The organism is Bacteroides fluxus YIT 12057 (assembly GCF_000195635.1).
GTDB classification, from domain to species: Bacteria; Bacteroidota; Bacteroidia; order Bacteroidales; family Bacteroidaceae; genus Bacteroides; species Bacteroides fluxus.
On sequence record NZ_GL882691.1, the window covers coordinates 73,211 to 96,646 of the forward strand.

The window sequence follows — 23,436 nt, forward strand, 5'->3', positions numbered from 1 at the left end:
ATAAAATGGGAAAGAAGATTATAATAGGAATAACTGAAATAGCCAACTTTATTAATGATTATGCAATTGCATTAAGAACTGCGGGCTATGAAGTTGGTACTATTGTTTGTGGCTCAAATAAATATTATATTGGCAATCAATATTCTTATAAAATACAGGAGGACATACCTAAGTGGATTTCTCGTATCAAATATGTGAGAGGAGCCGTAAAAAAAATATGGTATTATATCCAATCGTCAGCATTCTTTTTTTCTTTTCTGTTTAGGTATCATGTTTTTGTTTATGTTTGGAAAACTTCTTATTTGCCTTTGCATTTGGATTTGTTTATATTAAGATTGTTGGGGAAAAAAGTTGTTGTTTTGCATTGTGGAAGTGATGTGAGATTTCGACCTATACAATATCAAGTTGGAAAACAATTGGGGCAGAATGATATTTTGCATAATATATCACTGGAGAAGAGAAAAAAATACTTTGATGAAGGAGCCTGTTTTAGAGATACTTTTTTTTATCAAAAAGTTTCAGAATGGTCTGGAGCTATAGTGTTATCTCAACGTAATCAAGCAACTTTTGGTCGTAACTATCATTTTGCTCGTTTTCCCATATGTCGCTTAATAAATGCTCCACGCAGAACAAATGATGTTGTTAAAATCGTTCATGCTCCAACTAATAGTATTTTTAAACGTTCGGATATTGTAAAAGGAGCTATTGATATTTTAAACAAACGTTGTCCCCAGTTATTTGAATTTGAGTTGATAGAAGGAAAATCTAATTCTTATGTTTTGGAAATTTTACAACGAACAGATATTGTAATAGATCAACCATCGGATTGGATTGGGCATCTTGGAGGAGAAGCATTGGCAGCTGGGTGCGTTGTATTAGGTGGAAATAATATAAGTTATGAAGATGGGGCACCTATGGATTCACCTGTTATACAATTTATAGCGGATGCAAAATCATTAGCAAATAAATTGCAATATATAATAGAGCATAAGGAGGTACGCCAATCTATAATGGAACAATCTTATTATTTTTGGGAGAAATACTACTCATTTGATGCTTTTAATATATGGTTTGATTATTTATTAAAAAAACAAATTAGTTTGATTTCATCTAATGTAGATTATAAAAGACTGCTATTGCGTGCAGCAGAAAATAACATGCAAAAAAATGTGATAAATGTTTTTTATTAATGAGCTCTTTTTCTGGTATTAAATCATTATTATCTGATAGCCTCATATATGGTATATCCGATGCATTATCTAGGATGTTATCAATATTTTTAGTTCCGTTATATACAGCAGTTTTGTTACCTTCCGACTATGGTATTATGGGATTAATTACGAGTGGATACAGCCTATTATTATTAGTTGTCAATTTAAATTTAGATAATTCAGCTGCTCGTTGGTTTTATGATACGGATGATGTTTATGACAGAAAGTTTACAATAAGTACTTGGCTATGGTTTTATTTGGGTGCGGCATTAGGAATAAGTATTATACTTTTGTTCTTTTCTGATGATATAGCTTGTATTTTGTTAGATGATGTAAATATTGGATTTTTAGTTAAGATAGTAGCTGTAACTATTCCTCTTTCTACATGCAGTACTGTTTTAATGAAACTTTTTCGATTTGAAAGAAAGCCCAAAAGGGTGATGGCCTTTAGTTTATTCCAGAGCTTATTAATGATAGCTCTAAATTGTTATTTGGTTTTATATCTTAGAGAGGGGTTACAAGGCATATATTTATCTCAATTAGTTACATTTTTGATAACTTTTTTTATCTCAATATATTTGTTAAGAAAGTGGTTGATTTCTCCTTTTAAAATGTCTTTGCAAAGACTAAAAGAAATGTTGAAATTTAGTTTGCCTCTTTTCCCTGCCAGTATAGCTTATTGGACTATAAATTTATCGGGTCTTTTTTTTCTAAATAAATATTGTGATAAATCAGAAGTTGGTTTATATCAAATTGGGACATCTTTTGCTTCTGCTGTAGCTTTGATAACTGGAGCTTTTCAATCAGCATGGGGACCATTTGCATATTCTATATATAAAAAAGAAGATTCAGGTAGGATATTTTCTCAAGTAGCTAATCTTTATATTGTAGGAATAGGATTTATTTGTATGCTTTTAGGGGTCTTTGCTTTTGATATTTTACAGATATTTACAAATAGTAACTATTATTCTGCATCTTGGGTTATTGCTATATTGGCGTATAACTATTTTTTTATAGGATTATCTTATATAGCGAGTTTGGGTGCAGGTATTGCAAAGAATAATAAAGCTTATGGTATGATTATGCTTATCTCTGCCTGTTTGTTGATATGTCTGAATGTTATATTAGTTCCAATATATGGGAAAGTTGGGTCTGCTATTGCTACTTGTATTTCGCAAGCAGTTATTCCTGTTTATATGTTTTATAAGTCTCAAAAGCTTTATTTTATACCTTATAAGTTAACTAAATCAATAGTTGTTTTTATCATATTGGTTGTGCTAATGTGTATAGGTGGAAATATCTATTTATCAAATTGGTGGGTGCAAATAGGGTATAAAGTTATTATTGCTATTTGTGGAGTGTTTATCATCGGCAAAGCATATCCTATAATATTTATCAATATATTAAAAGTAGGCAATTTATTCAAATGAAGATATTAATATGCAGCAGATATTTTGCACCACAAAATACGATTGGTGCTGTAAGACCTACGATGTTTGCAAAGTATCTGTCACAGTTCGGACATGAAGTTACTGTTATTACGGAGAAAGTAGCTGATAATAATGCTTACATAAATTATTCTTTTGAAGTAATTGAAGTAGAAGGTTATAAATTGGCAACAAATATTAAGCAGAAACGTGTCAATAAAACTCAAAGTAATGTTTTTGAGAATAAAGAACAGTGTAAAATAAAGAAATTATATATTGATTTTCGTCGGTTTACTGTAGGAAATTTACTCGATTTTCTATGGTTTAAGAAGGTAAAACATTGTATTGGTGAGAGAATGCAAGGAAAGCATTATGATATAGTCTTTTCTTCATATGGTCCTTTATCTTCTTTTTATATTGGGCAATATATATATAAGAAAAACATTGCGGATTTTTGGGTTTCTGATATGAGAGATTTAATGATCAATTATTTGACCCCTATAATTTATTATCCTCTTTTTAAATATTATCTATATTCGATGCAAAAACATGCGAGTAAAATAACAGTTGTTTCTCAAGGGCAGAAGAACATATTGAAATCATTCTTCAGATATAAATATATAGATGATAATATAGTGGTTATATATAATGGTTTTACAAGAATATTTAGAAATCATAATTTCGGAGATAATACTTTGCGTTTGATATATACAGGTACATTGTATGCTCATAAAAGTGATATGAGTATATTGTTTAAAGCAATATGGGATTTGTTTATAGAAGATAAAATTGATATAAACAAAATTCAAATACATTATGCTGGTGCGGATGAAGAAAGATTGAAAAGTTTGGCTGTAAAATATAATTTACAAAGAATCGTGTTTGGACATGGGCTTATATCGAGAAATGATTCTTTTTTGTTACAAGAAACGGCTGATATTCTTTTAGTATGTTCGTGGAATCTGAAAAATGAGCAAGGTATATTAACAGGGAAATTTTTGGAATATTTGCCTATGCAAAGACCTATTATTGCAATGATTACAGGAGATTCTCCCAAGGCGGAATTAACTTCATTAATAGATGAGTTAAAAGTTGGAATATCATGTGAGTATGTTAATTATGAATCTGATTTATTGCGATTAAAAAATTTTATTCTTTCTGCTTATGAGGAAAAGCAGAAAAACGGCAAGGTTAGTTATCATGGCGATGTTGATAACTTGAAACAGTTTGACTATTATTATTTAACAAAAAAACTAGAAAAGCTTTTTACTGAGGTTGCTTATGGAAGGAATAATTGATTTGAGTATTATTATACCCGTATATAATGTAGAGAGATATCTAGTAAAATGTTTAGATTCTATTTATGCTATTAGAAATATTAATTTTGAAGTTATTATAGTTAATGATGGTTCTACTGATAGTTCTAGTGCGATAATACAACACTATTGCTCTTTATTTCCTCAAAAAACGATTGTTATAAATAAAGAAAACGGTGGCTTGTCATCTGCAAGAAATGCTGGTTTAAAAGAAGCTCAAGGAAGTTACATTGCTTTTATTGATAGTGATGATTTTATTGATTCTGATAAAATAGTATCTGTATTGACTAATGCAAAGGAAATGCAATTGGATATAATTTTTGGAGATTATATTTATTGTGATGAAAAATCATGTATATTATTGACTTCTAAAAGATACTCTATGAATCACATGAAAGCATATCAAGTTTATAATGGACTGGAGTATTGGGAGAATGCTTTAAATAAAGATCAAATAAGTGTTGAAGCATGTTTCCAGTTATATAATTTGTCATTTTTGAGAAAATATAATTTGTTATTTAAAGAAGGAATATATCATGAAGATTTTTTATTTTCATATTATTGTATTTTTTATGCAAAAAAAGTCATGTATGTTCCTATTGCTTATTACTATTATAGGCAGAGACCAGGGTCTATAATGTCTTCTGCAGAGTTGCATTATATGAAACAACTACATAAACTTAAAATAATAAATGAACTATTGAACTTTAAAAAAAATCATCTGTTGGAATTGTATAGTTGGGATACTGTTCTTCTGGCAACATATTTTGATGTAGTACGTAGAGGAAAAATTAAAAATGACAGCTTGTGTTTTTCACTCAATGAATGTAAAAAAATAACAATTATCTCGCGCTTAAAAAAAATATTGCTTCCCTTTTTGGGCTTATTTGCTAAAAATGTTAATATTTAGATTGAATGAGTGAATACCAAGTAAAATATTCATGTATTATTCCATGTTATAATGCATGTAAAACGATTGGCCGTTGCATAAAATCTTTGTGCATACAAAATAATACAAATTTTGAAGTTATTTTTGTTGATGACTGCTCTTCAGACGATACTATTGGATGTATAAAAAAAAATCAAGTAATGTTACCTGTTAGTTCTACACTATTATCAATAAAACAAAATGGAGGACCCGGCATTGCTCGTAATATAGGTATAAATAATGCAAATGGAGAATATTTGGTTTTTATGGATAGTGATGATTGGTATGAATCAGATTTTTTTAATATCATAGACAAGGAATTAAAGGATAATGATGTAGATGTATTATTTTTTAATTTTTATCATGCTACTGTTAGTGGAAAGAAAAAAAAAGCAGGAGGATGCTCTTCAGGTATGTTGGAATCTAAAGAATGGTATATTGCAAATTCTCCAGATAGCTTATGCAGATGTGTATTTAGAAGGAAACTTTTTGTGCAAATTTCGATACCTGCTATTTATAATGGTGAAGATCTTGCTGTTATTCCACTATTGTTTTCTCGTGCAGATAAAATAAAATATTTGAATCAATATTTATATAACTATTGTTATACTCCAAAATCATTATCTAATTCCAATGGGGATAAAATCGTATTGTCTTTAATAAAAGCTAATAATATAATAGAAGATACTATAGGAAAACAATACATGAATGAGTGTGAATTTCTTGGTATAAAGAATGTATTATACTCAGCTGTTTTTGTTTCGTTGCGTAGTAATTTTAGTAAAAAAGATATAGAAAATATAATTGCACAATTTCAGAATAAATTCCCTTTGTGGTATAAAAATCAATATATTTCAATTTTACCTTTTTACAAGAAATTTTTTTTATGGTGCGTAAAACATAATAAATTAACTGTTTTGAATATTTATTCCGTTTTTCATTCTTTTTTGTTGAAAATTAATCTTGCATGAATTTGTTGAAAATAGAAAAACCAAAATTTTTAACTATTTGCTTCTGCATGACAATGCTGTTTGTTTATTCTGTAAATGAACGATATTTTAGTATTGGAAATTATTTCTACTTTCCTGTTATGGTACTTCTGGTTGGTAGTTATAACTTGTTATCAAGCTATGGCAGAAATAGTTGGAAAATATTTATTGGTGATTTTAAGATTCCACTAACTATATTATATGTTTTAACATCAGTTTTTGTATTTCAAAAGGAATATAAATCAGATGTCGTTTTTTCCTATATATTGCTATTAGGAATGTTTTATGTAATGACGTTATCTAAGTTGAATGAAATTGATGTAAAATGGATTATGTATTCATTTATTCTTTCAGGGTTGGTTTTAGCAATTTTGTTGTTATCTCAAATGCGACTGGCTCGCTTAGATTTACTTCGTTTTACTGTTTTTTATTCGGAGTCTGATTTTTATGATGTGAATTTTTTAGGTGGATATATAGCTATACCAGCATTGTTGAGTTTTTATAAGGGCTGGGTAAAAAAAAATAGTTGTGGCGTAATTTTATATAAAATTGCCACAACTATAATGATAATTGCCGTTTTGTTGACAGGAAGTAGAGGAGCAATGCTGGGTTTTTTAGTAGGAGTCGGTATTCTATTAATGAATCGTAAGATGATTCTTCAAGGATTATTTTTGGCGGGTTTATTCGTGTTACTTACTCCTTTATTACCGGATTTTCTTTATGAAAGACTTTTTGAAAATTCTTATGATGATGGTAGTAATAGTCAAAGAATAGAAGATTGGATGGCTGGGCTTAATGCCTTTGTTAAATCTCCTCTTTTAGGGAATGGCTTTGATTGGCCGGAAGATATTATATATAGAGAATTACGCTTAAAGTTAACAGCTCATAATACATATATTACATTTTTGATGCATTTTGGGATTATTGGGATTGGATTTTTATTGTCTATTTTTTATCCAATGGTTGTAGTTATAGTGAGAAATAAGAATATGCGTGGACTTTTAGCAATGCTTGCCTCGTTATTATTTATAAGTATCATGATAGAAGCTACGTTAAGTATTATTTTTTATATTCCATTAATTGTTATATGGATATTGTATAATTATAAGAAAAATAATATATATAATACTGTAATATGAAAAGTAATGAGGTAGCTGTTTTAATGTCTTTATATAAAGGGGATAGATTGAAATTTGTGATTCAATCTATTCAGTCTATTTTGGAACAAACATATGTAGATTTTGATTTGTATATTTATATTGATGGAGTTGTTGATAAGCCTGTCTATGATTATGTAAATAGTTTAGATGATAGTAGGATAAACATTCTTGTGTCTTCCTTTAACTCTGGATTGGCTTTTGCGATGAATTCATTGTTGCGTATAATTCGTGATAGAGGGTATAAGTATTTTTTCAGAATGGATGCAGATGATATTGCCTTACCAAATCGTTTTGAGAAGCAAATAGCGTTTATGGAATCTAATGTAGATATAGATTGTGCTGGTTGTTGGGCTGTTGAAATACAGGAAGATGGAAGTGATTTTTTTTTAAAACGAATGCCTCAAAATCATGATCAATGTTTAGCGCTTTTTAGGAGGCGTGATTGTGTGATACACCCATCGGTTATATTTCGTTATACATATTTTGAAAAAGTTCCTTTTTATCCAGAAGATACATATTTTGGAGAAGATACCATGATGTGGGCTATGGGATTCAAAGCAGGATGTCGTTTTGCAAATTTACCAGAATGTTTGTTGAAATTCAGATTAGATAGAAATTTTTTTCAACGAAGAAGAGGATGGAAACATGCAAAGTCTATATTAGTTCTTAGAATGCGTGTAAATAAGATGTTGGAGTTTGGCCTGAAAGAGAATCTTTATGCCATTTTATATGCAATAGCAAAGATGATGCCTACCAGACTTCTTTCTATAATCTATAGAAAATTGCGTTAATTGTTTTAGTGTTAAAAACGATAACTATGCTTGCTTCTTTAACTAATTGCTCAGAAGCAATCAAACAATGATAGAAGATACGTATGCTCTATTTGTGGATGCTCCTAAAACGGGGTTTGAAAATAGACTTTATGGAAATGGAGATGCCGGAAACAAGGTATTGGAAACATTGCAGATGTAGTCATAAAATAAAAAAAGTCTTGGCATACACTATTACTCGGAAAAAAATAGTAACTTTGTATTGAACTTAATAATTTATAGTTATGTCAAAGCCCATAGCGCCAACACCTCCATTAAAGGGTAAAGCTGCATTAGATTTTATTGCAGAGTTGGAAAAAGATAAAAAAGCACCTGCTGAGGAGAAGAAACGTGTGAAAGAAGGTGCCAAACGTATTAGAGAAATGTTGACTTTCAGCTTCTAAAGAGATATGAAAGAAGGTACTCGTGTCATTAGGTTATCGCAAGATTATACATTTAAAACCTTTGATTGCGGAAATCCGGATTTGAATGATTTTCTACTTCAAGATGCGAAAGAATATGATAAACGTTTACTTTCTGTGACGTATATATTGGAAACGGAGGAAGATATTGTCGCCTATTTTTCGGTTTCTAATGATAAAATAGCTATTCCGGATAGCGATAAGGCGACTTGGAGAAAAATAAAGGCTTTATTTCCTCATCGAAAACACAGAAGTGATTATCCTGCTGTAAAAATAGGGCGTTTTGCTGTTTCTTTGAAATATCAACATACCCAAATAGGCACAGACATTCTGGATTTTATCAAAGACATGTTTATTACTAATAATCGAACAGGCTGTTCCTTTGTTACCGTGGATGCATTGAAATCTGCTCTCCCTTTCTATTTGAAAAATAACTTCTTGTTTTTAGACAAGGCAATGGCTGCTGATGATACGCAGGAAACTTATTTACTGTATTACAATTTGGCTCAGTTGTTGGATTAATCAATTCTTAAAACTTTGGATTTTACAGATATTATAGGCTGTGAAGTAAAGACTGATTTACTTCATCGCATCCTTTATTCTACCGATGCTTCTGCATATAGGGAGACACCTCTTGCCGTAGCATTTCCTAAAGATGAAACAGATGTACAGGAGATTGTACGTTACGCTTCCAGAAATCATATTAATTTGATTCCCCGTGCAGGAGGTACATCTCTTGCGGGGCAGGTAGTCGGGAAAGGACTGGTAGTGGATATTACCAAATATATGAATCATATTTTGGAAATAAACCCGGAGGAACGTTGGGTTAGGGTACAACCCGGAGTGGTATTGGATGAGTTAAATCTTTATTGTAAACCATACGGACTGTTTTTCGGTCCTGAAACCTCCACATCCAATCGTTGTTGTTTGGGAGGAATGGTCGGTAATAATTCATGTGGTTCTCATTCATTGGTATATGGCAGTACACGTGATCATCTGTTGGAGGCAAAAGTCATATTAAGTGATGGCTCTGAGGCTCTTTTGAAAGGGATGTCCCCTAAGGAAGTTGATAGCATACGTGCAGGAGCTTCATTGGAAAGTTCTATTTATGACCGGATGATAACGTTGTTGTCAAACAAGGAAAATCAGAAAGAAATCGTAGAGAACTATCCTGATGCCTCTTTACGCAGAAGGAACTCCGGATATGCCATCGATGAATTATTGCATTCAGATTATTTTGACTCTAATAGTCAGGAACCGTTCAATTTGTGTAAATTGCTGGCTGGTTCAGAAGGTACATTGGCTTTTGTTACTGAACTAAAATTGCGTTTAGTACCTCTGCCACCAACAGAAAAAGCTGTGGTATGTGTGCATTGTTCAACTTTGGAGGAAGCATTTGTTGCCAATCTTGTGGTATTGAAGCATAATCCTGTAGCCATTGAGTTAATGGATAGCACAATTTTGGAATTAAGTAAACGGAACATATCACAAAACAAGAACAGATTCTTTGTTCAGGGAGATCCGGCTGCCATACTTATTATAGAGTTAGCGGAAAACACTCGTATAGAGGTAGATAAAAAGGCTGATGAAATAGAGGCTGATTTAAAGGCACATCATTACGGAACTCATTATCCACGTGTCTATGGAAAAGATATCAGTCGTGTCTGGAGTCTGAGAAAAGCCGGATTGGGGCTACTTTCCGGAATGCCGGGGAGTGCTAAACCTGTATCTGTCATAGAAGATACGGCTGTGGCTCCACATCGTCTTCCGGCATATATTGCCGATATGAAGGAGATGCTTGACGGTTATGGGCTGAGCTGTGTATATCATGCTCATATCAGTACCGGAGAATTGCACCTTCGTCCTGTGTTGAATTTGAAAGAAAAAAAAGACCGGAAATTATTCCGTACTGTAGCTACCAAAACAGCTGAATTAGTAAGGAAGCATAGAGGCTCTTTGAGTGGTGAGCATGGAGACGGGCGCTTGCGTGGCGAATTTATTCCTTTATTATTAGGTCAAAAAGTGTATAGCCTTTTGAAAGAGGTAAAAGAAATATGGGACTCTCCGCATATTTTTAATATGGGTAAAATTGTGGATACTCCTCCGATGGATGCTGATTTGCGTTATGAACAACAGGATTTAGGTGTCAATACTTATTTTGATTATTCTCGTCAAAAAGGGTGGTTGTGTGCCATTGAACAATGCAATGGTTCTGGGGATTGTCGTAAATCGGACTTGTTTGGCGGTACAATGTGTCCCACCTATCGTGCAACAAGAGATGAAAAAAATACGACTCGTGCTCGTGCCAATACTTTGCGTGAACTTCTGATACATCCGTTGCAGAAAGATATTTTTAATCAGGAAGAGATATTGATTGTCTTGGATACATGTGTCTCTTGTAAGGCATGTAAATCGGAATGTCCCTCGAATGTGGATATGGCACGTTTTAAAGCAGAATACCTGCAACATCATTATGATAGTGCCCATATACCACTGCGTTCGCGTTTGGTTGCCAACTTGACAAGTATGCAGAAGATGGGTATGGCAGTACCATGGCTCTATAATGCGGTAATCTCAAATGTATTTACGTCTTCATTCATTAAACGGATATTGAAGTTTGCTCCTCAACGTTCTATTCCGAGGCTGTATAAAATGACTTTACGAAGTTGGATGATAAAGCATCCTGATAATAATATCCATGATAGAGGTAAGGTATATCTGTTTGCCGATGAATTTACCAATTATATGGATGTGGAGATTGGCATAAAATTCATAAAGCTATTACGTGCTCTGGGATATGAGGTTGTTATTCCTGAGCATATAGAAAGTGGACGTACGGAACTATCTAAAGGGTTTCTGAAGAAAGCTAAGGTGATAGCTGAGAAAAATGTAGCGCTGCTTAAAGAAATTATATCAGAGGAAACTCCATTGGTAGGTATAGAGCCTTCATGTATATTGTCTTTCAGGGATGAATATCCGGATCTGGTAAATGAAAATATCCAGGGAGATGCCCGTAAAATGGCAGCTAACTGCTTGTTGTATGACGAGTTTATTGTCAGGGAAATCCATAAAGGAAATATTTCACAGGAGCAATTTACAGAACTGCCTCTACATATAAAATTGCACGGACATTGCCATCAGAAGTCATTGGCTTCTATCGAGCCTTCAAAAGAGATGCTTTCTTTACCGAAAAATTATCAAGTAGATGTTATTCCGTCCGGTTGCTGTGGCATGGCCGGGGCTTTTGGTTATGAAAAGGAACATTATGCTTTATCTATGCAAATAGGGGAGCAGGTATTGTTTCCTGCAATTAGGGAAGCTGGAGAGGAGGTCTGTATATCTGCTCCCGGAACAAGTTGCAGGCAACAAATAAAGGATGGTACAGGAAAGCAGGCTTATCATCCTATAGAGATTTTATACAACGCCCTTCAATAGAATTTTTTTCTTTTAAATATATATTAATCATGAAAATACCATTTTCACCTCCTTACATTGACGACACTGTCATCAATGAGGTGGTTGATTCATTGCGTTCCGGCTGGATTACTTCCGGTCCGAAAGTAAAAGCCTTGGAAGAAGAAATAAAGCTTTTTTCCAATGCAAAGGAAGTTCTGTGTGTGAATTCATGGACATCCGGAGCTATTATGATGCTCCGTTGGCTGGGTGTTCAGCCTGAGGATGAAGTGATAGTGCCGGCTTATACATACAGTGCTACAGCTCTGGCGGTGCTTCATGCCGGTGCAAAACCGGTTATGGTGGATTCGGGAAAAGATTTCAATATCTCTGTAGAAGCCATTCGTAAAGCTATTACTTATAGGACAAAAGCTATAATACCTGTTGATATAGCTGGATTCCCTTGTGATTATGAGTGTATCATGGACTTGGTGAATGAACCGGATATCCGTAATCAGTTTCAAGCAACATCACCGGTGCAGGAGAGGTTAGGGCGTGTTTTAGTGATGAATGATGCCGCACATTCATTGGGGGCATATTACAACAAGAAGCAAAGAACTGGTTGTGAAACGGATATTGCTATTTTTTCACTTCACGCAGTCAAGAATGTAACGACTGCAGAGGGTGGAGCTATCTGCTTGAATCTGCCTGCTCCGTTTGACAATGCAGAGTTGTATAAAGAATTGCGTATGATGAGCTTGAATTGTCAGACTAAAGATGCTTTTTCTAAATCGAAGGCTGGCGGTTGGCGCTATGATATTGTCGGTTTAGGCATGAAGATCAATATGGCGGATGTGAATGCCGCTATCGGGTTGGCGCAGATAAGGGAATATCCGGAATTGCTTAAAGAACGTAAAAGGGTATTCAATACTTATTCTGAAGCTTTTGCTGATTGTGATTGGGCCATTGTCCCCCCATCAGTAGATGGTGAAAAGGAAAGTTCTTATCATATTTATGCATTAAGGATTAAAGATTTTACGGAAGAACAGCGTGATCGTATGATTGATGAAATAGCAAAGTTTGAAGTTGCCGTAAATGTACATTTCATTCCGATGCCGATGCTTTCTTTTTTCAAATCTTTGGGGTATGATATGAAGAATTATCCTCAAGCATATAAGAATTTTAAAGGGGAAATTTCATTGCCTATTTATCCTCAGCTTGATGAAGAAAAATTGAACTTCATTATCAACGCTGTAAAGTCTGCATATAAAATAGTAGTAAATATCCAATGATGATTCGTTTTTTTGATTTTATCTTTTCTCTTTTGGGCATAATCCTGCTTTCTCCTGCATTTTTCATTCTATATTTCGCTATCCGGTTGGAAAGTAAAGGCGGTGGATTCTATAAACAATTACGGGTAGGTCTCAATGATAGGGATTTTTATGTTTATAAGTTCCGTTCGATGCGAATCGGTGCAGATAAGCAGGGGTTGATTACCATCGGAGGCCGTGACCCTCGCATAACGCGTATAGGTTATTTTATCCGGAAATATAAACTGGATGAGCTTCCCCAACTTTTTAATGTATTGAAAGGGGATATGAGTTTGGTGGGACCTCGTCCTGAAGTACGGAAGTATGTGGATTTATATACGGATGAGCAGCGTAAGGTACTTTCAGTGCGTCCCGGCATAACAGACTATGCTTCAATAGAGTATGTCGATGAGGATACTATACTTGGACAGGCCGATGATGCAGATAAAGCGTATATAGAACAGATTTTGCCGGATAAGATACGGTATAACATGAAGTATATTAATCATCGGTCGGTAAAAGAATACTTCAAAATCATCTTCTTGACAATATGGAGTATCATACGCTGAAAAAACGATTGTGTATGATTATAAAATGGTTGTTTATTCCTTATTATATTCATAGGACAAAATGATATTTGAAGAGCCGTTTTTGAAGAAATTCGTTAACGGCTCTTATCTTTTGTGAATCTGTTTTTGCTTGGATGGCAAATAGATAGATGTGATTATTAGGATATTTCAAAATCAAGATATTCTAATAAAGTGTGAAGTAAAAAGTACAACAGAAATAATTGATATGCTGAAATGCTTTAAGAGTACATCTTTAAACAAAATACATTGAAAGATGCGATATATATCTAAAGCAATACTGTAAAAGAGTATTCTGTTTACGTTAATGTGTTGATTTGTATTTGTTTATAACTTTTCTCAGAAAAACAGTTTTCAACCTCTCTTTTTCTTTGGTGATACAGATTTAAGTCCGCATCTTTGCATCGTTGATCAACGAAACGTGTGAATTAAAAAACGAATTTAAATCTCTAAAGAAAAAAAATATGAGTGTAATTTTCAGAACGGTAGAGAGGCCGTCGGACCCTCGGGTAGAAAACTCTCCGAAGAAATTCTTTCCTCAAATCGTAACATTGGGACAAAGTGTGAATCTGGCATTTATCGCGCAAAAGATGCAGGATACGTCTTCTCTGTCTATTGGTGATATCAAGAGCACCATGCAGAACTTTGTGGAGAAGCTGAAGGAACAGCTGTTGGAAGGAAAGACCGTAAACATTTCCGGACTGGGTGTCTTTATGCTGGCCGCTAAGTCGAAAGGGGCGGACTTGGCCAAAGATATTACCGCCAAGAGTGTGGAAAGCGTACGTATCTGTTTTCAGGCCAATAAGGAACTGAAGATAACGAAGACCGCTACCCGTGCCGGTGAAAAACTGGATTTGATAAGTCTGGATGACTATCTGAAAGGAAAGACAACTACAGATGAAGGATCCGGCGACAATTCCGGTGGTGGTTCTGACGGGGATGAAAACGAGAATCCGTTGGGATAAAGCCTGACCCCTAATCCCTTTTCGAAAGAGTGGGGACGGAGGTCACGCCATTATGTAACATCTAAAAACTTTATTATTGCTTTATGAAGAAAACGTGGAATTTGATTTTGAAAATTGTGATTGCTGTGGCAAGTGCCGTGGTTGGGGTGATTAGCGGACAAGCAATGAACCTTTGACCAAACCGCTACATTACAAGATAACCCCATACAGCAATCATTGAATGTAGCATGTAAGCCGCTTTCGGAGAAATCCGTCAGCGGCTTTTTTCTTTCAGTAACTCTTCCATTTTCAGAACTTCGTCACGATATTGGGCGGCCTCAATAAAATCGAGTTTCTTGGCTGCTTCCTGCATCAATTTTCGGGTACGCTCGATACTCTTTTCTAATTGTGCACGGCTCATGTACTGTACAATCGGGTCGGCGGCAACGGAGGATGCCGTTTCTTGCTCGATGTAAGGACGTGGTGCGATTGAGGCTTTGTCTTTGCTGCCCATGGCGTCGGCAGATGCATCCCCGGTGGCAAATACATTGAGATTCTTCGCTTTCTTGATTTGTTGGGGGGTGATGCCGTGCTCCTCGTTATACTTAAGCTGCTTCTCGCGCCGGCGATTGGTCTCGTCAATGGTAAGCTGCATGCTTTCCGTGATTCTGTCGGCATACATGATGACCATGCCGTTTACATTACGGGCGGCACGTCCGGCAGTCTGTGTCAGTGAACGGTGGGAACGGAGGAATCCCTCTTTGTCCGCATCAAGAATGGCGACAAGAGAAACTTCCGGCAGATCGAGTCCTTCACGCAACAGGTTGACCCCGACAAGCACGTCGTACTCGCCTTCGCGGAGATCACTCATGATCTTGACACGTTCCAGAGTATCGACGTCGCTGTGGATATAGTTACATTTTACATTATTGTTCAACAGGTATTCCGTAAGCTCCTCTGCCATACGTTTGGTAAGGGTAGTGACAAGAGTACGTTCGTTCTTTTCAATACGTACCTGGATTTCTTCCATTAAATCGTCTATCTGGTTGTGGCTTGGACGGACTTCGATGATGGGGTCGAGCAGCCCGGTAGGCCGGATGACCTGTTCGACGACGATTCCTTCGGACTGTATTAATTCATAATCTGCCGGAGTGGCGCTGACATAAATCACTTGTTTGGCCATTTCCTCGAACTCCTCGAACTTCAACGGACGGTTGTCCATAGCGGCAGGCAGACGGAAACCATATTCCACAAGGTTGACCTTACGGGCACGGTCACCGCCATACATGGCACGTATCTGCGGGACACTGACATGGCTTTCGTCAATTACAATCAGAAAATCATCAGGGAAGAAATCCAGCAGGCAATAAGGACGGGTACCGGCTGCACGACCGTCAAAATAGCGCGAATAGTTCTCAATGCCGGAGCAGTGGCCTAATTCGCGTATCATTTCCATGTCGTAGGTCACCCGTTCCTGCAAGCGCTTGGCCTCCAGTGGACGGCCTTCATTTTCAAACCATTGTACCTGTTTGTGCAAGTCGTCTTCTATTTCATGGATGGCACGCAGGGTAGCTTCCTTGGTAGTCATGAAAAGATTGGCAGGGTAAATCTTGTAGCTGTCGAACTTGGCAATGGTTACACCGCTGACCGGATCCACTTCCTCTATGCTGTCTATCTCGTCTCCCCAGAAAACAATGCGGAGCAGGTTGTCTGCATACGCCAGGTAGATATCGACCGTATCGCCTTTGACGCGGAAATTCCCGCGGTTGAGGTCGATGTCGTTGCGGACGTAAAGGCTATCTACCAGCCGGCGCAGGAAAACGTTACGGCTGAAGTTCTTTCCCTGCTGCACTTCGATGACATTGTTGTAGAAGTCCGACGGATTGCCCATGCCATAGATGCACGATACGGAGGAAACCACCACGACGTCTTTCCTGCCGGAGAGTAGGGAGGAGGTGGCTGCCAGGCGCAGTTTGTCTATTTCGTCATTGATGGCGAGATCTTTCTCTATATAGGTATCCGAAGACGGCAGGTAGGCTTCGGGCTGGTAATAATCATAATAGGATACATAGTATTCTACGGCATTGTTGGGAAAGAAACCTTTGAACTCACTGTATAGCTGGGCGGCCAATGTTTTGTTATGGCTCAATATCAGGGTAGGTTTGTTGATGTTGGCAATGACATTGGCGATGGTAAAGGTTTTTCCGGAACCGGTGACACCGAGCAGGGTCTGTGCGGGAAGTCCTTCACGAACGCCTTCTGTGAGCTGTGCGATAGCCTCCGGTTGGTCGCCCGTAGGCTTATAGGCGGATGTTAATTCAAATTTGTTCATTTTCTCTTCTTACGGTTGGCAATATTCGGTAAAATCTTTGAGATAAACAAAATTATTTCTTTACTTTGCAGCAAAGATAATGCAAACCGAGAGCAGAATAAAATGAACTTGTTCCTTTTTTATGCCGAGGTGCAGCTTATCTTCGCTTTTTGTAAAGATAGGTAATAACCATTAATAAATAATACAACGAAGAACATGATTTGGAATGAAAGCATCGAATGCATGGATCGCGAAAGCCTTCGTAAAATTCAGGGCATTCGTCTTAAAAAGACTGTGGAGCGTGTATATCACGATACCCCTTTCTACCGTAAAAAAATGCAGGAACTGGGTATTACGCCCGATGATATCAACAGTATAGACGACATTGTAAAACTTCCCTTTACGACAAAATATGATCTCCGGGATAACTACCCTTTCGGGCTTTGTGCCGTTCCCATGAGCCAGATAGTGCGTATTCATGCATCTTCGGGTACTACGGGAAAACCGACTGTCGTGGGTTACACACGTAAGGATCTTTCTGTTTGGGCAGAGTGCTTGTCGCGTGCTTTTACCGCATACGGTGCCGGACGTTCGGACATTTTCCAGATATCATACGGCTACGGGCTTTTTACCGGTGGCTTGGGAGCCCATGCGGGAGCCGAGAATATAGGCGCTTCCGTAATTCCGATGTCCAGCGGCAACACGGAGAAACAGATAACATTGATGCATGATTTTGGCTCTACGGTACTTTGTTGCACGCCTTCGTACGCTCTCTATCTGGCAGATGCGATTAAGGATTCCGGTTATCCCCGTGAGGAGTTCAGGTTGAAAGCCGGTGCTTTCGGTGCCGAGCCGTGGACGGAAAATATGCGCCGGGATATCGAGACCAAGTTGGGTATCAAGGCATACGATATTTACGGGTTGAGTGAGATTGCCGGTCCCGGTGTGGGATATGAGTGTGAATGCCAGCATGGTACGCACCTCAATGAAGACCATTATTTCCCTGAAATTGTGGATCCGAAAACATTGGAGCCTGTAGCTCCCGGTGAAACGGGAGAGCTTGTCTTTACCCACTTGACGAAAGAAGGCATGCCCTTGCTGCGTTACCGTACCAAGGACCTTACCGCCTTGCATTATGATAAATGTCCCTGTGGACGTACGCTGGTCCGCATGGACCGTATCTTGGGCCGTAGCGACGACATGCTTATCATCCGTGGGGTGAATGTATTCCCGACCCAGATAGAGTCTGTCATTCTTGAAATGCCGGAATTTGAACCCCACTATCTCCTCATCGTTGACCGCAAGAACAATACCGATACGATGGAACTGCAGGTTGAAGTCCGTCCGGAATACTATTCCGATGAAATCAACAAGATGCTGGCTTTGAAGAAGAAGCTTGTAGCCCGTTTGCAGAGCGTGCTCGGCCTGGGTGTAGATGTCCGGCTTGTGGAGCCGCGCAGCATTGAGCGAAGCGTAGGTAAGGCTAAACGTGTAATCGATAACCGGAAGATTTAATAATTTAGAATTCATATAACTATGGTAGCAAAACAACTTTCCATTTTTTTAGAGAACAAGTCGGGCCGCCTCACGGAAGTGACCGAAGTGCTTGCGAAAGAAGGGGTCAACCTTTCTGCTCTCTGTATTGCCGAGAATGCTGATTTCGGTATTCTCCGTGGTATTGTTTCTGAACCTGATAAAGCTTATAAGGCCTTGAAAGATAATCATTTTGCCGTAAATGTGACCGATGTGGTGGGAATCAGCTGTCCCAATATTCCCGGTTCATTGGCAAAGGTGCTCCGTTTCCTTTCGGATGAGGGGGTGTTTATTGAATATATGTATTCTTTTGCCAACGGCGAGACGGCCAATGTCATTATCCGTCCCAATGATATGGAAAATTGCATCCGTGTATTGACGGAAAAGAAAGTGGATTTGCTGGCTGCAAGTGATTTGTACAAACTTTGACCGGTTTGTCGATAATAAGCCTCAGTTCGTCTGCTTTTTGAAAAATTAAGGTTCGTATCGTTGCTTTATTCGATACGAACCTCTATCTTTGCGCATTATTTGAACAAAAGTAATGAAGAAAAACATCTTAATAACTCTGCTTGCGGCAATGCTGCTCTCCTCGTGTGGAGAATATAACAAGTTGCTGAAAAGCACGGATTACGAATACAAGTATGAAGCGGCCAAGACGTACTTTGCAAAAGGACAGTACAATCGTGCTGCAACTTTGCTTAATGAACTGATTGCCATTCTCAAAGGTACTGATAAGGCTGAAGAGTCCCTCTATATGCTGGGTATGAGTTACTACAACCAGAAAGACTATCAAACTGCAGCGCAGACATTTATCCAATATTACAATGTTTATCCCCGTGGCACGTTTACCGAACTGGCACGTTTCCATGCCGGAAAAGCTTTGTATCTGGATACTCCGGAACCACGTCTTGACCAGTCGGGCACTTATAGTGCTATCCAGCAGTTGCAGATGTTTATGGAGTACTTCCCGCAGAGCGCCAAGAAAGAGGAAGCCCAGAACATGATTTTTGCATTGCAGGACAAGCTGGTGATGAAGGAATATCTTTCAGCCAAATTGTATTATAATTTAGGAAATTACTTGGGCAACAACTATCAGGCTTGTGTCATTACAGCCCAGAATGCTCTGAAAGACTACCCTTATACCAATTTGCGTGAAGACCTTTCCATCTTGGTTTTGCGTGCCAAATATGAATTGGCCGTATATAGTGTGGAAGAAAAGAAGCCGGAACGCTACCGTGAAGCTGTAGATGAATACTACGCTTTCAAGAACGAATTCCCTGAAAGCAAGTATAGCAAAGAAGCCGAACGTATTTTTAAGGAATCGCAGAAGATTCTGAAAGACTAAAGTTTTAAAGAGAATTTATATCGATATAGAGAATTAAATTTAGATAGAAAATTTATGGATTACAGAAAGACAAATGCTCCTGCCACTACGGTGACCCGTGATATGATGGAGTTGTGTGAGGATACCGGTAATGTGTATGAAAGCGTGGCTATCATTGGAAAGCGTGCCAACCAGATCAGCGTTGAGATAAAGAATGACCTTTCCAAGAAACTGGCCGAGTTTGCCTCTTACAATGACAACTTGGAAGAAGTGTTCGAGAACCGGGAGCAAATAGAGATTTCCCGCTATTATGAAAAATTGCCGAAACCTACTTTGATTGCCACTCAGGAGTATATTGAGGGTAAGATTTACTATCGTAACCCGGCTAAGGAAAAAGAGAAATTGCAGTAATGATACAACGTATTCAATCCGTTTATTTATTGGTGGTGACTGTTCTGCTGGTTGTTGCTATGTGCATGCCTGTGGGGTTGTTCATCGGAGCGGACGGAATCACGGAAAATGTTTTTAAGCCGTTGGGGGTATCCATGGCTGACGGAAGTTTCCAGTCAACATGGGGACTATTCGGCATATTGCTGCTGAGTGCGATTATTGCATTCTGTACTATTTTCTTGTTCCGTAACCGTATGTTGCAGGTACGCATGACAATTTTCAGCAGCATTTTGCTGATAGGCTATTATATCGCCTTTGCTGCGTTCATGTTCGTGCTGAAAAGTGATTTCGAAGCTATGACTTTCAAGCTGGGGTGGGCCCTTTGCTTGCCGGCTGTGTCAATTATCCTGAATTACTTGGCTTTCCGTGCCATTTACCGGGATGAATTAATGGTGAAAGCGGCGGATAGATTGAGATAATGATATTCAGACATAAAAAATCAGGCCATGCGTCCGTTCAAGACGCATGGCCTGATTTTTATATATAGGTAGTCCACGATTTCTTGCATTGTATTCTCCCTATAACCAATGTTTTGCATTTTTACATTTACTTAATTAGGTAAATAAATAGTATTAAATTGTATTATTTTCGTTATTTGGTGTATCTTTGTGCCGTATTTGTATTGCCTCCTAAGTAGGTGCGATACAGATATAGGGGTTATAGATGTTTTTTCTTGGGGTCAGGAAAAACTCTACATTTCGTAAATAAGCAAACAAACAGACGAATTAACCTTGCATGCTGTACAGTGAATCCGGAAAAGATTCGCATGTGCAGGAATGAGAGGTATGCCCTTTGGGCAAGCATCAACTTCATGGATTATAACGTACCAACTTTGCATTGGTATGCTTTTAAGGTTTTCTATAACAAAGTCTTCGAGATAGAGGAGCTGTTGAAGAAAGACGGTATAGAGACCTTCATTCCCTGCGAAACGGTTATCGTGGAGCGTGGGGAAGTGAAGAAAAGCATATGCAAGCCGGTAATCGCCTCCCTTTTGTTTTTCCGTTCTACCGAACAGCAAGCACTGCACCAACAGCAATGTCTGCTCGAACGCGTCATTCTGTACACCCGGCTTGTGGGCTGGCAGAAACTGCCGTTCGCCATTCCCGAACGGGAGATGAACCTGTTCATGCTGGTAGCCACTTCCGGTGAGCAGGGGCTTGAGTACTTGTGCGACAGTCCCAGGGACTATCGCATAGGTCAGCACGTCAGTGTTATCGACGGGCCGTTCAAGGGAGCGGAGGGTTACATACACCGCATTAAGGGCAACCGCCGGCTGATTGTGGCGATAGAAGGCGTATGCGCCGTAGCCACTGCCTACATTCCCCAATGTTTTCTCCGGAATATCGAAACAGACTAAAAAAAACATACCCGATAACATGATATACAATCTTGAACTGGGAGTGGCATTCCTTGCAGGATGCCTGTTCAGTGCCATGGTGATTCCCCGGATATCGCTGGTGGCGTTCAAACTGCGACTGTTTGACCCGATGAACTCACGGAAAATACATACGGAGTGCATTCCCCGTCTGGGCGGAGTCGCTTTCTTTCCTTGCATCATCGTGGCGGTATCGCTCACCATCGTCTTCCACAGCCTTTGCCTGGACGACGACTTGTTCGGCGGGGAACTGACCATCCGTTTCCTCGCCCTGTGCAGCGCTCTTTTCATCCTCTATCTGATGGGGGTGATGGACGATCTGGTAGGCGTGCGCTACCGTTCCAAGTTCGTGGTGCAGACGCTTTGCGGGCTTCTGATGGCCTTTGCCGGATGCTACTTCAACAACCTTTACGGACTGTTCGGCATCCATGAGATTCCTGGCTATGTGGGAATACCGTTCACGGTGCTCATCATCGTCTATATCCTGAACGCGGTGAACCTGATAGACGGCATCGACGGGCTGGCGTCGGGACTGGGCATGATAGCGTTCCTGGCATTCGGCTGCCTGTTCGTGTACCTGCACCGGTGGATGTACGCGTTGCTGGCGTTTGCCTCTTTGGGAGTGCTGGTGCCGTTCTTCTACTACAACGTGTTCGGGCAGACGCGCCGCGGGCGCAAGCTGTTTATGGGCGACACCGGCTCGTTGACCATCGGCATGCTGCTGGCGGTGATGGCTATCCGGCTTAGCATGTTCGATCCCGTCAAGGAACGGTTGCTTCCCGGCAGCATTGTGGTAGCGTTCTCCTTCCTCATGGTGCCCATGCTGGACGTGGTGCGGGTGGTGCTTCACCGCATGCGCAAACGCAAGCCGCTGTTCTCACCCGACAAGAACCACATCCACCATAAGTTCATGGCGCTGGGCATGCCGCAACACCGTGCCATGCTTTGCATTGTGGGCATTGCCGTAGGCTTTACGGTGCTCAACGTATGCGCCATCCATTACCTTTCCGTCACCGTGCTGTTTCTGCTGAACGTGGCGGCATGGACGGTGATGCACTTCTGCATTACCGGCAAGATACTGAAAAACAACCGTAAAAATCACATTAAAGACTGAATATGAAGAAGCTTTTTCTATGCCTGTTCTTCTTTGGCATGCTGCTCGCTTCGTGCGGCACCTCGAAGAAGATAGTTTATTTCCAGGACGTGGAGGTCAACCGTCCCGAATCCATGGAAGCCGTGCGGGACATCAGCGTGCAGCCCAAGGATCAGATTTCCATCCTGGTGTCCAGCAAGGATCCGCAGCTGGCGGCACTGTTCAACTTGCCCCGCGTGCAGTACAGGGCGGGTGCCGGTGCGCTGTTGAGCGGCAGTTACAGCGGCGAGGTGTCCGGCTACACGCTGGACGAGCAGGGCGCCATCGACTTCCCCGTACTGGGGAGGCTTGTCGTGGCGGGCATGACCAGAAGCGGGATAGCCGGGATGATAAAGCGGCGGCTGACGGAGGAACATCTGGTGAACGATCCCGTGGTTACGGTGGAGTTCATGAACCTTTACTTTTCCGTGCTGGGCGAAGTGAAGTCACCGGGCAAGTACGACATCACCAAAGACCGTATTTCCCTGCTTGAAGCCCTCAGCATGGCGGGAGACCTCACCATCTATGGCAAGCGGGACGCCATCTACGTGATCCGCGAGGAGAACGGGGAGCGTGTCACGTACCGGGTGGACATCCGCTCGCGCGAGTTTTTCCGTTCGCCCGTCTATAACCTCAAGCAGAACGACGTGGTGTATGTGCAGCCCAACAAGGTGCGTGCCGGCCAGTCCACTATCAACGAAAACAGCGTGAAGTCCGTTTCTTTGTGGATCAGCATCGGATCGTTCATCTCGTCGCTGGGCGTACTGCTGTTCAAGTAGAGCGTCCGCACACCTTTAGATTATTTACCCTCTTAT

The 23,436-nt window shown here is 39.2% G+C and carries 23 protein-coding genes; 22 read left to right on the forward strand and 1 reads right to left on the reverse strand.

The annotated features are described in order from the left end of the window. The first annotated feature begins 5 nt into the window (after positions 1-5). The 14 genes from HMPREF9446_RS15620 (at position 6) to HMPREF9446_RS18815 (ending at position 14,693) form a co-directional block, all read left to right on the forward strand. Positions 6-1,190, forward strand: a complete 1,185-nt coding sequence (locus HMPREF9446_RS15620) for a glycosyltransferase (RefSeq protein WP_039969804.1) — start codon at positions 6-8, stop codon at positions 1,188-1,190. Beyond that, the gene (locus HMPREF9446_RS15625; RefSeq protein WP_039969805.1) at positions 1,190-2,641 is read left to right on the forward strand and encodes a lipopolysaccharide biosynthesis protein; all 1,452 of its coding nucleotides are present in this window, start codon (positions 1,190-1,192) and stop codon (positions 2,639-2,641) included. The genes HMPREF9446_RS15620 and HMPREF9446_RS15625 overlap by 1 nt, the downstream gene beginning before the upstream one ends. Next, entirely contained in the window at positions 2,638-3,936 is a 1,299-nt protein-coding gene (locus HMPREF9446_RS15630) for a glycosyltransferase family protein (protein WP_009126706.1), read from the forward strand. The genes HMPREF9446_RS15625 and HMPREF9446_RS15630 overlap by 4 nt, the downstream gene beginning before the upstream one ends. Then, a complete protein-coding gene (locus tag HMPREF9446_RS15635; RefSeq protein WP_009126707.1) occupies positions 3,920-4,864 on the forward strand; it encodes a glycosyltransferase in 945 nt (314 codons plus the stop codon). Before HMPREF9446_RS15630 ends, HMPREF9446_RS15635 begins: the two co-directional genes overlap by 17 nt. 5 nt (positions 4,865-4,869) lie before the next feature. Continuing rightward, positions 4,870-5,853 (forward strand): glycosyltransferase family 2 protein, encoded by a 984-nt coding sequence (locus HMPREF9446_RS15640; RefSeq protein ID WP_087943588.1) that lies wholly within the window; start codon positions 4,870-4,872, stop codon positions 5,851-5,853. Further along, a complete protein-coding gene (locus tag HMPREF9446_RS15645; protein WP_009126709.1) occupies positions 5,850-7,010 on the forward strand; it encodes an O-antigen ligase family protein in 1,161 nt (386 codons plus the stop codon). Before HMPREF9446_RS15640 ends, HMPREF9446_RS15645 begins: the two co-directional genes overlap by 4 nt. After that, positions 7,007-7,822 carry a glycosyltransferase gene (locus HMPREF9446_RS15650; protein WP_009126710.1) on the forward strand — a complete coding sequence of 272 codons (816 nt, stop codon included), beginning with the start codon at positions 7,007-7,009 and terminating at the stop codon, positions 7,820-7,822. Before HMPREF9446_RS15645 ends, HMPREF9446_RS15650 begins: the two co-directional genes overlap by 4 nt. Positions 7,823-8,085: 263 nt before the next feature. Continuing rightward, positions 8,086-8,244, forward strand: a complete 159-nt coding sequence (locus HMPREF9446_RS18810; RefSeq protein WP_009126711.1) for a hypothetical protein — start codon at positions 8,086-8,088, stop codon at positions 8,242-8,244. Between the two features lie 6 nt (positions 8,245-8,250). Next, positions 8,251-8,784 carry a GNAT family protein gene (locus HMPREF9446_RS15655; RefSeq protein WP_009126712.1) on the forward strand — a complete coding sequence of 178 codons (534 nt, stop codon included), beginning with the start codon at positions 8,251-8,253 and terminating at the stop codon, positions 8,782-8,784. Positions 8,785-8,799: 15 nt separating this feature from the next. Beyond that, positions 8,800-11,697 (forward strand): FAD-binding and (Fe-S)-binding domain-containing protein, encoded by a 2,898-nt coding sequence (locus tag HMPREF9446_RS15660; RefSeq protein ID WP_009126713.1) that lies wholly within the window; start codon positions 8,800-8,802, stop codon positions 11,695-11,697. A gap of 29 nt (positions 11,698-11,726) precedes the next feature. Then, positions 11,727-12,947, forward strand: a complete 1,221-nt coding sequence (locus tag HMPREF9446_RS15665; RefSeq protein ID WP_009126714.1) for a DegT/DnrJ/EryC1/StrS family aminotransferase — start codon at positions 11,727-11,729, stop codon at positions 12,945-12,947. Further along, positions 12,947-13,534 carry a sugar transferase gene (locus HMPREF9446_RS15670; protein WP_039969840.1) on the forward strand — a complete coding sequence of 196 codons (588 nt, stop codon included), beginning with the start codon at positions 12,947-12,949 and terminating at the stop codon, positions 13,532-13,534. The genes HMPREF9446_RS15665 and HMPREF9446_RS15670 overlap by 1 nt, the downstream gene beginning before the upstream one ends. A 482-nt stretch (positions 13,535-14,016) precedes the next feature. Beyond that, positions 14,017-14,517, forward strand: a complete 501-nt coding sequence (locus tag HMPREF9446_RS15675) for an HU family DNA-binding protein (RefSeq protein ID WP_039969809.1) — start codon at positions 14,017-14,019, stop codon at positions 14,515-14,517. Between the two features lie 83 nt (positions 14,518-14,600). Continuing rightward, on the forward strand, positions 14,601-14,693 hold the full coding sequence (locus tag HMPREF9446_RS18815) for a smalltalk protein (RefSeq protein ID WP_157243336.1): 93 nt from the start codon (positions 14,601-14,603) through the stop codon (positions 14,691-14,693). Positions 14,694-14,770: 77 nt separating this feature from the next. Here HMPREF9446_RS18815 and uvrB read toward each other — a convergent pair whose 3' ends face one another. Next, positions 14,771-16,828, reverse strand: coding sequence for an excinuclease ABC subunit UvrB (gene uvrB, locus HMPREF9446_RS15680; protein ID WP_009126717.1), 2,058 nt, complete (start codon positions 16,826-16,828; stop codon positions 14,771-14,773). Between the two features lie 195 nt (positions 16,829-17,023). Here uvrB and HMPREF9446_RS15685 point away from each other — a divergent pair, with 195 nt between their 5' ends. From HMPREF9446_RS15685 to HMPREF9446_RS15720, 8 genes are all read left to right on the forward strand, one after another. Further along, a complete protein-coding gene (locus tag HMPREF9446_RS15685; protein WP_009126719.1) occupies positions 17,024-18,322 on the forward strand; it encodes a phenylacetate--CoA ligase family protein in 1,299 nt (432 codons plus the stop codon). A gap of 21 nt (positions 18,323-18,343) precedes the next feature. Continuing rightward, a complete protein-coding gene (locus HMPREF9446_RS15690; protein WP_009126720.1) occupies positions 18,344-18,769 on the forward strand; it encodes an amino acid-binding protein in 426 nt (141 codons plus the stop codon). 112 nt (positions 18,770-18,881) lie between these two features. Then, a complete protein-coding gene (locus HMPREF9446_RS15695) occupies positions 18,882-19,685 on the forward strand; it encodes an outer membrane protein assembly factor BamD (protein ID WP_009126721.1) in 804 nt (267 codons plus the stop codon). Between the two features lie 54 nt (positions 19,686-19,739). Further along, positions 19,740-20,075 (forward strand): DNA-directed RNA polymerase subunit omega, encoded by a 336-nt coding sequence (locus HMPREF9446_RS15700; protein ID WP_009126722.1) that lies wholly within the window; start codon positions 19,740-19,742, stop codon positions 20,073-20,075. Further along, the gene (locus HMPREF9446_RS15705; RefSeq protein WP_009126723.1) at positions 20,075-20,533 is read left to right on the forward strand and encodes a DUF4293 domain-containing protein; all 459 of its coding nucleotides are present in this window, start codon (positions 20,075-20,077) and stop codon (positions 20,531-20,533) included. Before HMPREF9446_RS15700 ends, HMPREF9446_RS15705 begins: the two co-directional genes overlap by 1 nt. A gap of 392 nt (positions 20,534-20,925) precedes the next feature. Next, positions 20,926-21,471: a UpxY family transcription antiterminator gene (locus tag HMPREF9446_RS15710; RefSeq protein WP_009126724.1), complete on the forward strand. Its 546-nt coding sequence runs from the start codon at positions 20,926-20,928 to the stop codon at positions 21,469-21,471. A gap of 19 nt (positions 21,472-21,490) precedes the next feature. Further along, complete coding sequence (locus HMPREF9446_RS15715) at positions 21,491-22,603, forward strand: MraY family glycosyltransferase (RefSeq protein WP_009126725.1); 1,113 nt, start codon at positions 21,491-21,493, stop codon at positions 22,601-22,603. Positions 22,604-22,605: 2 nt separating this feature from the next. After that, positions 22,606-23,400, forward strand: coding sequence for a polysaccharide biosynthesis/export family protein (locus tag HMPREF9446_RS15720; protein WP_009126726.1), 795 nt, complete (start codon positions 22,606-22,608; stop codon positions 23,398-23,400). Positions 23,401-23,436 lie beyond the last annotated feature (36 nt).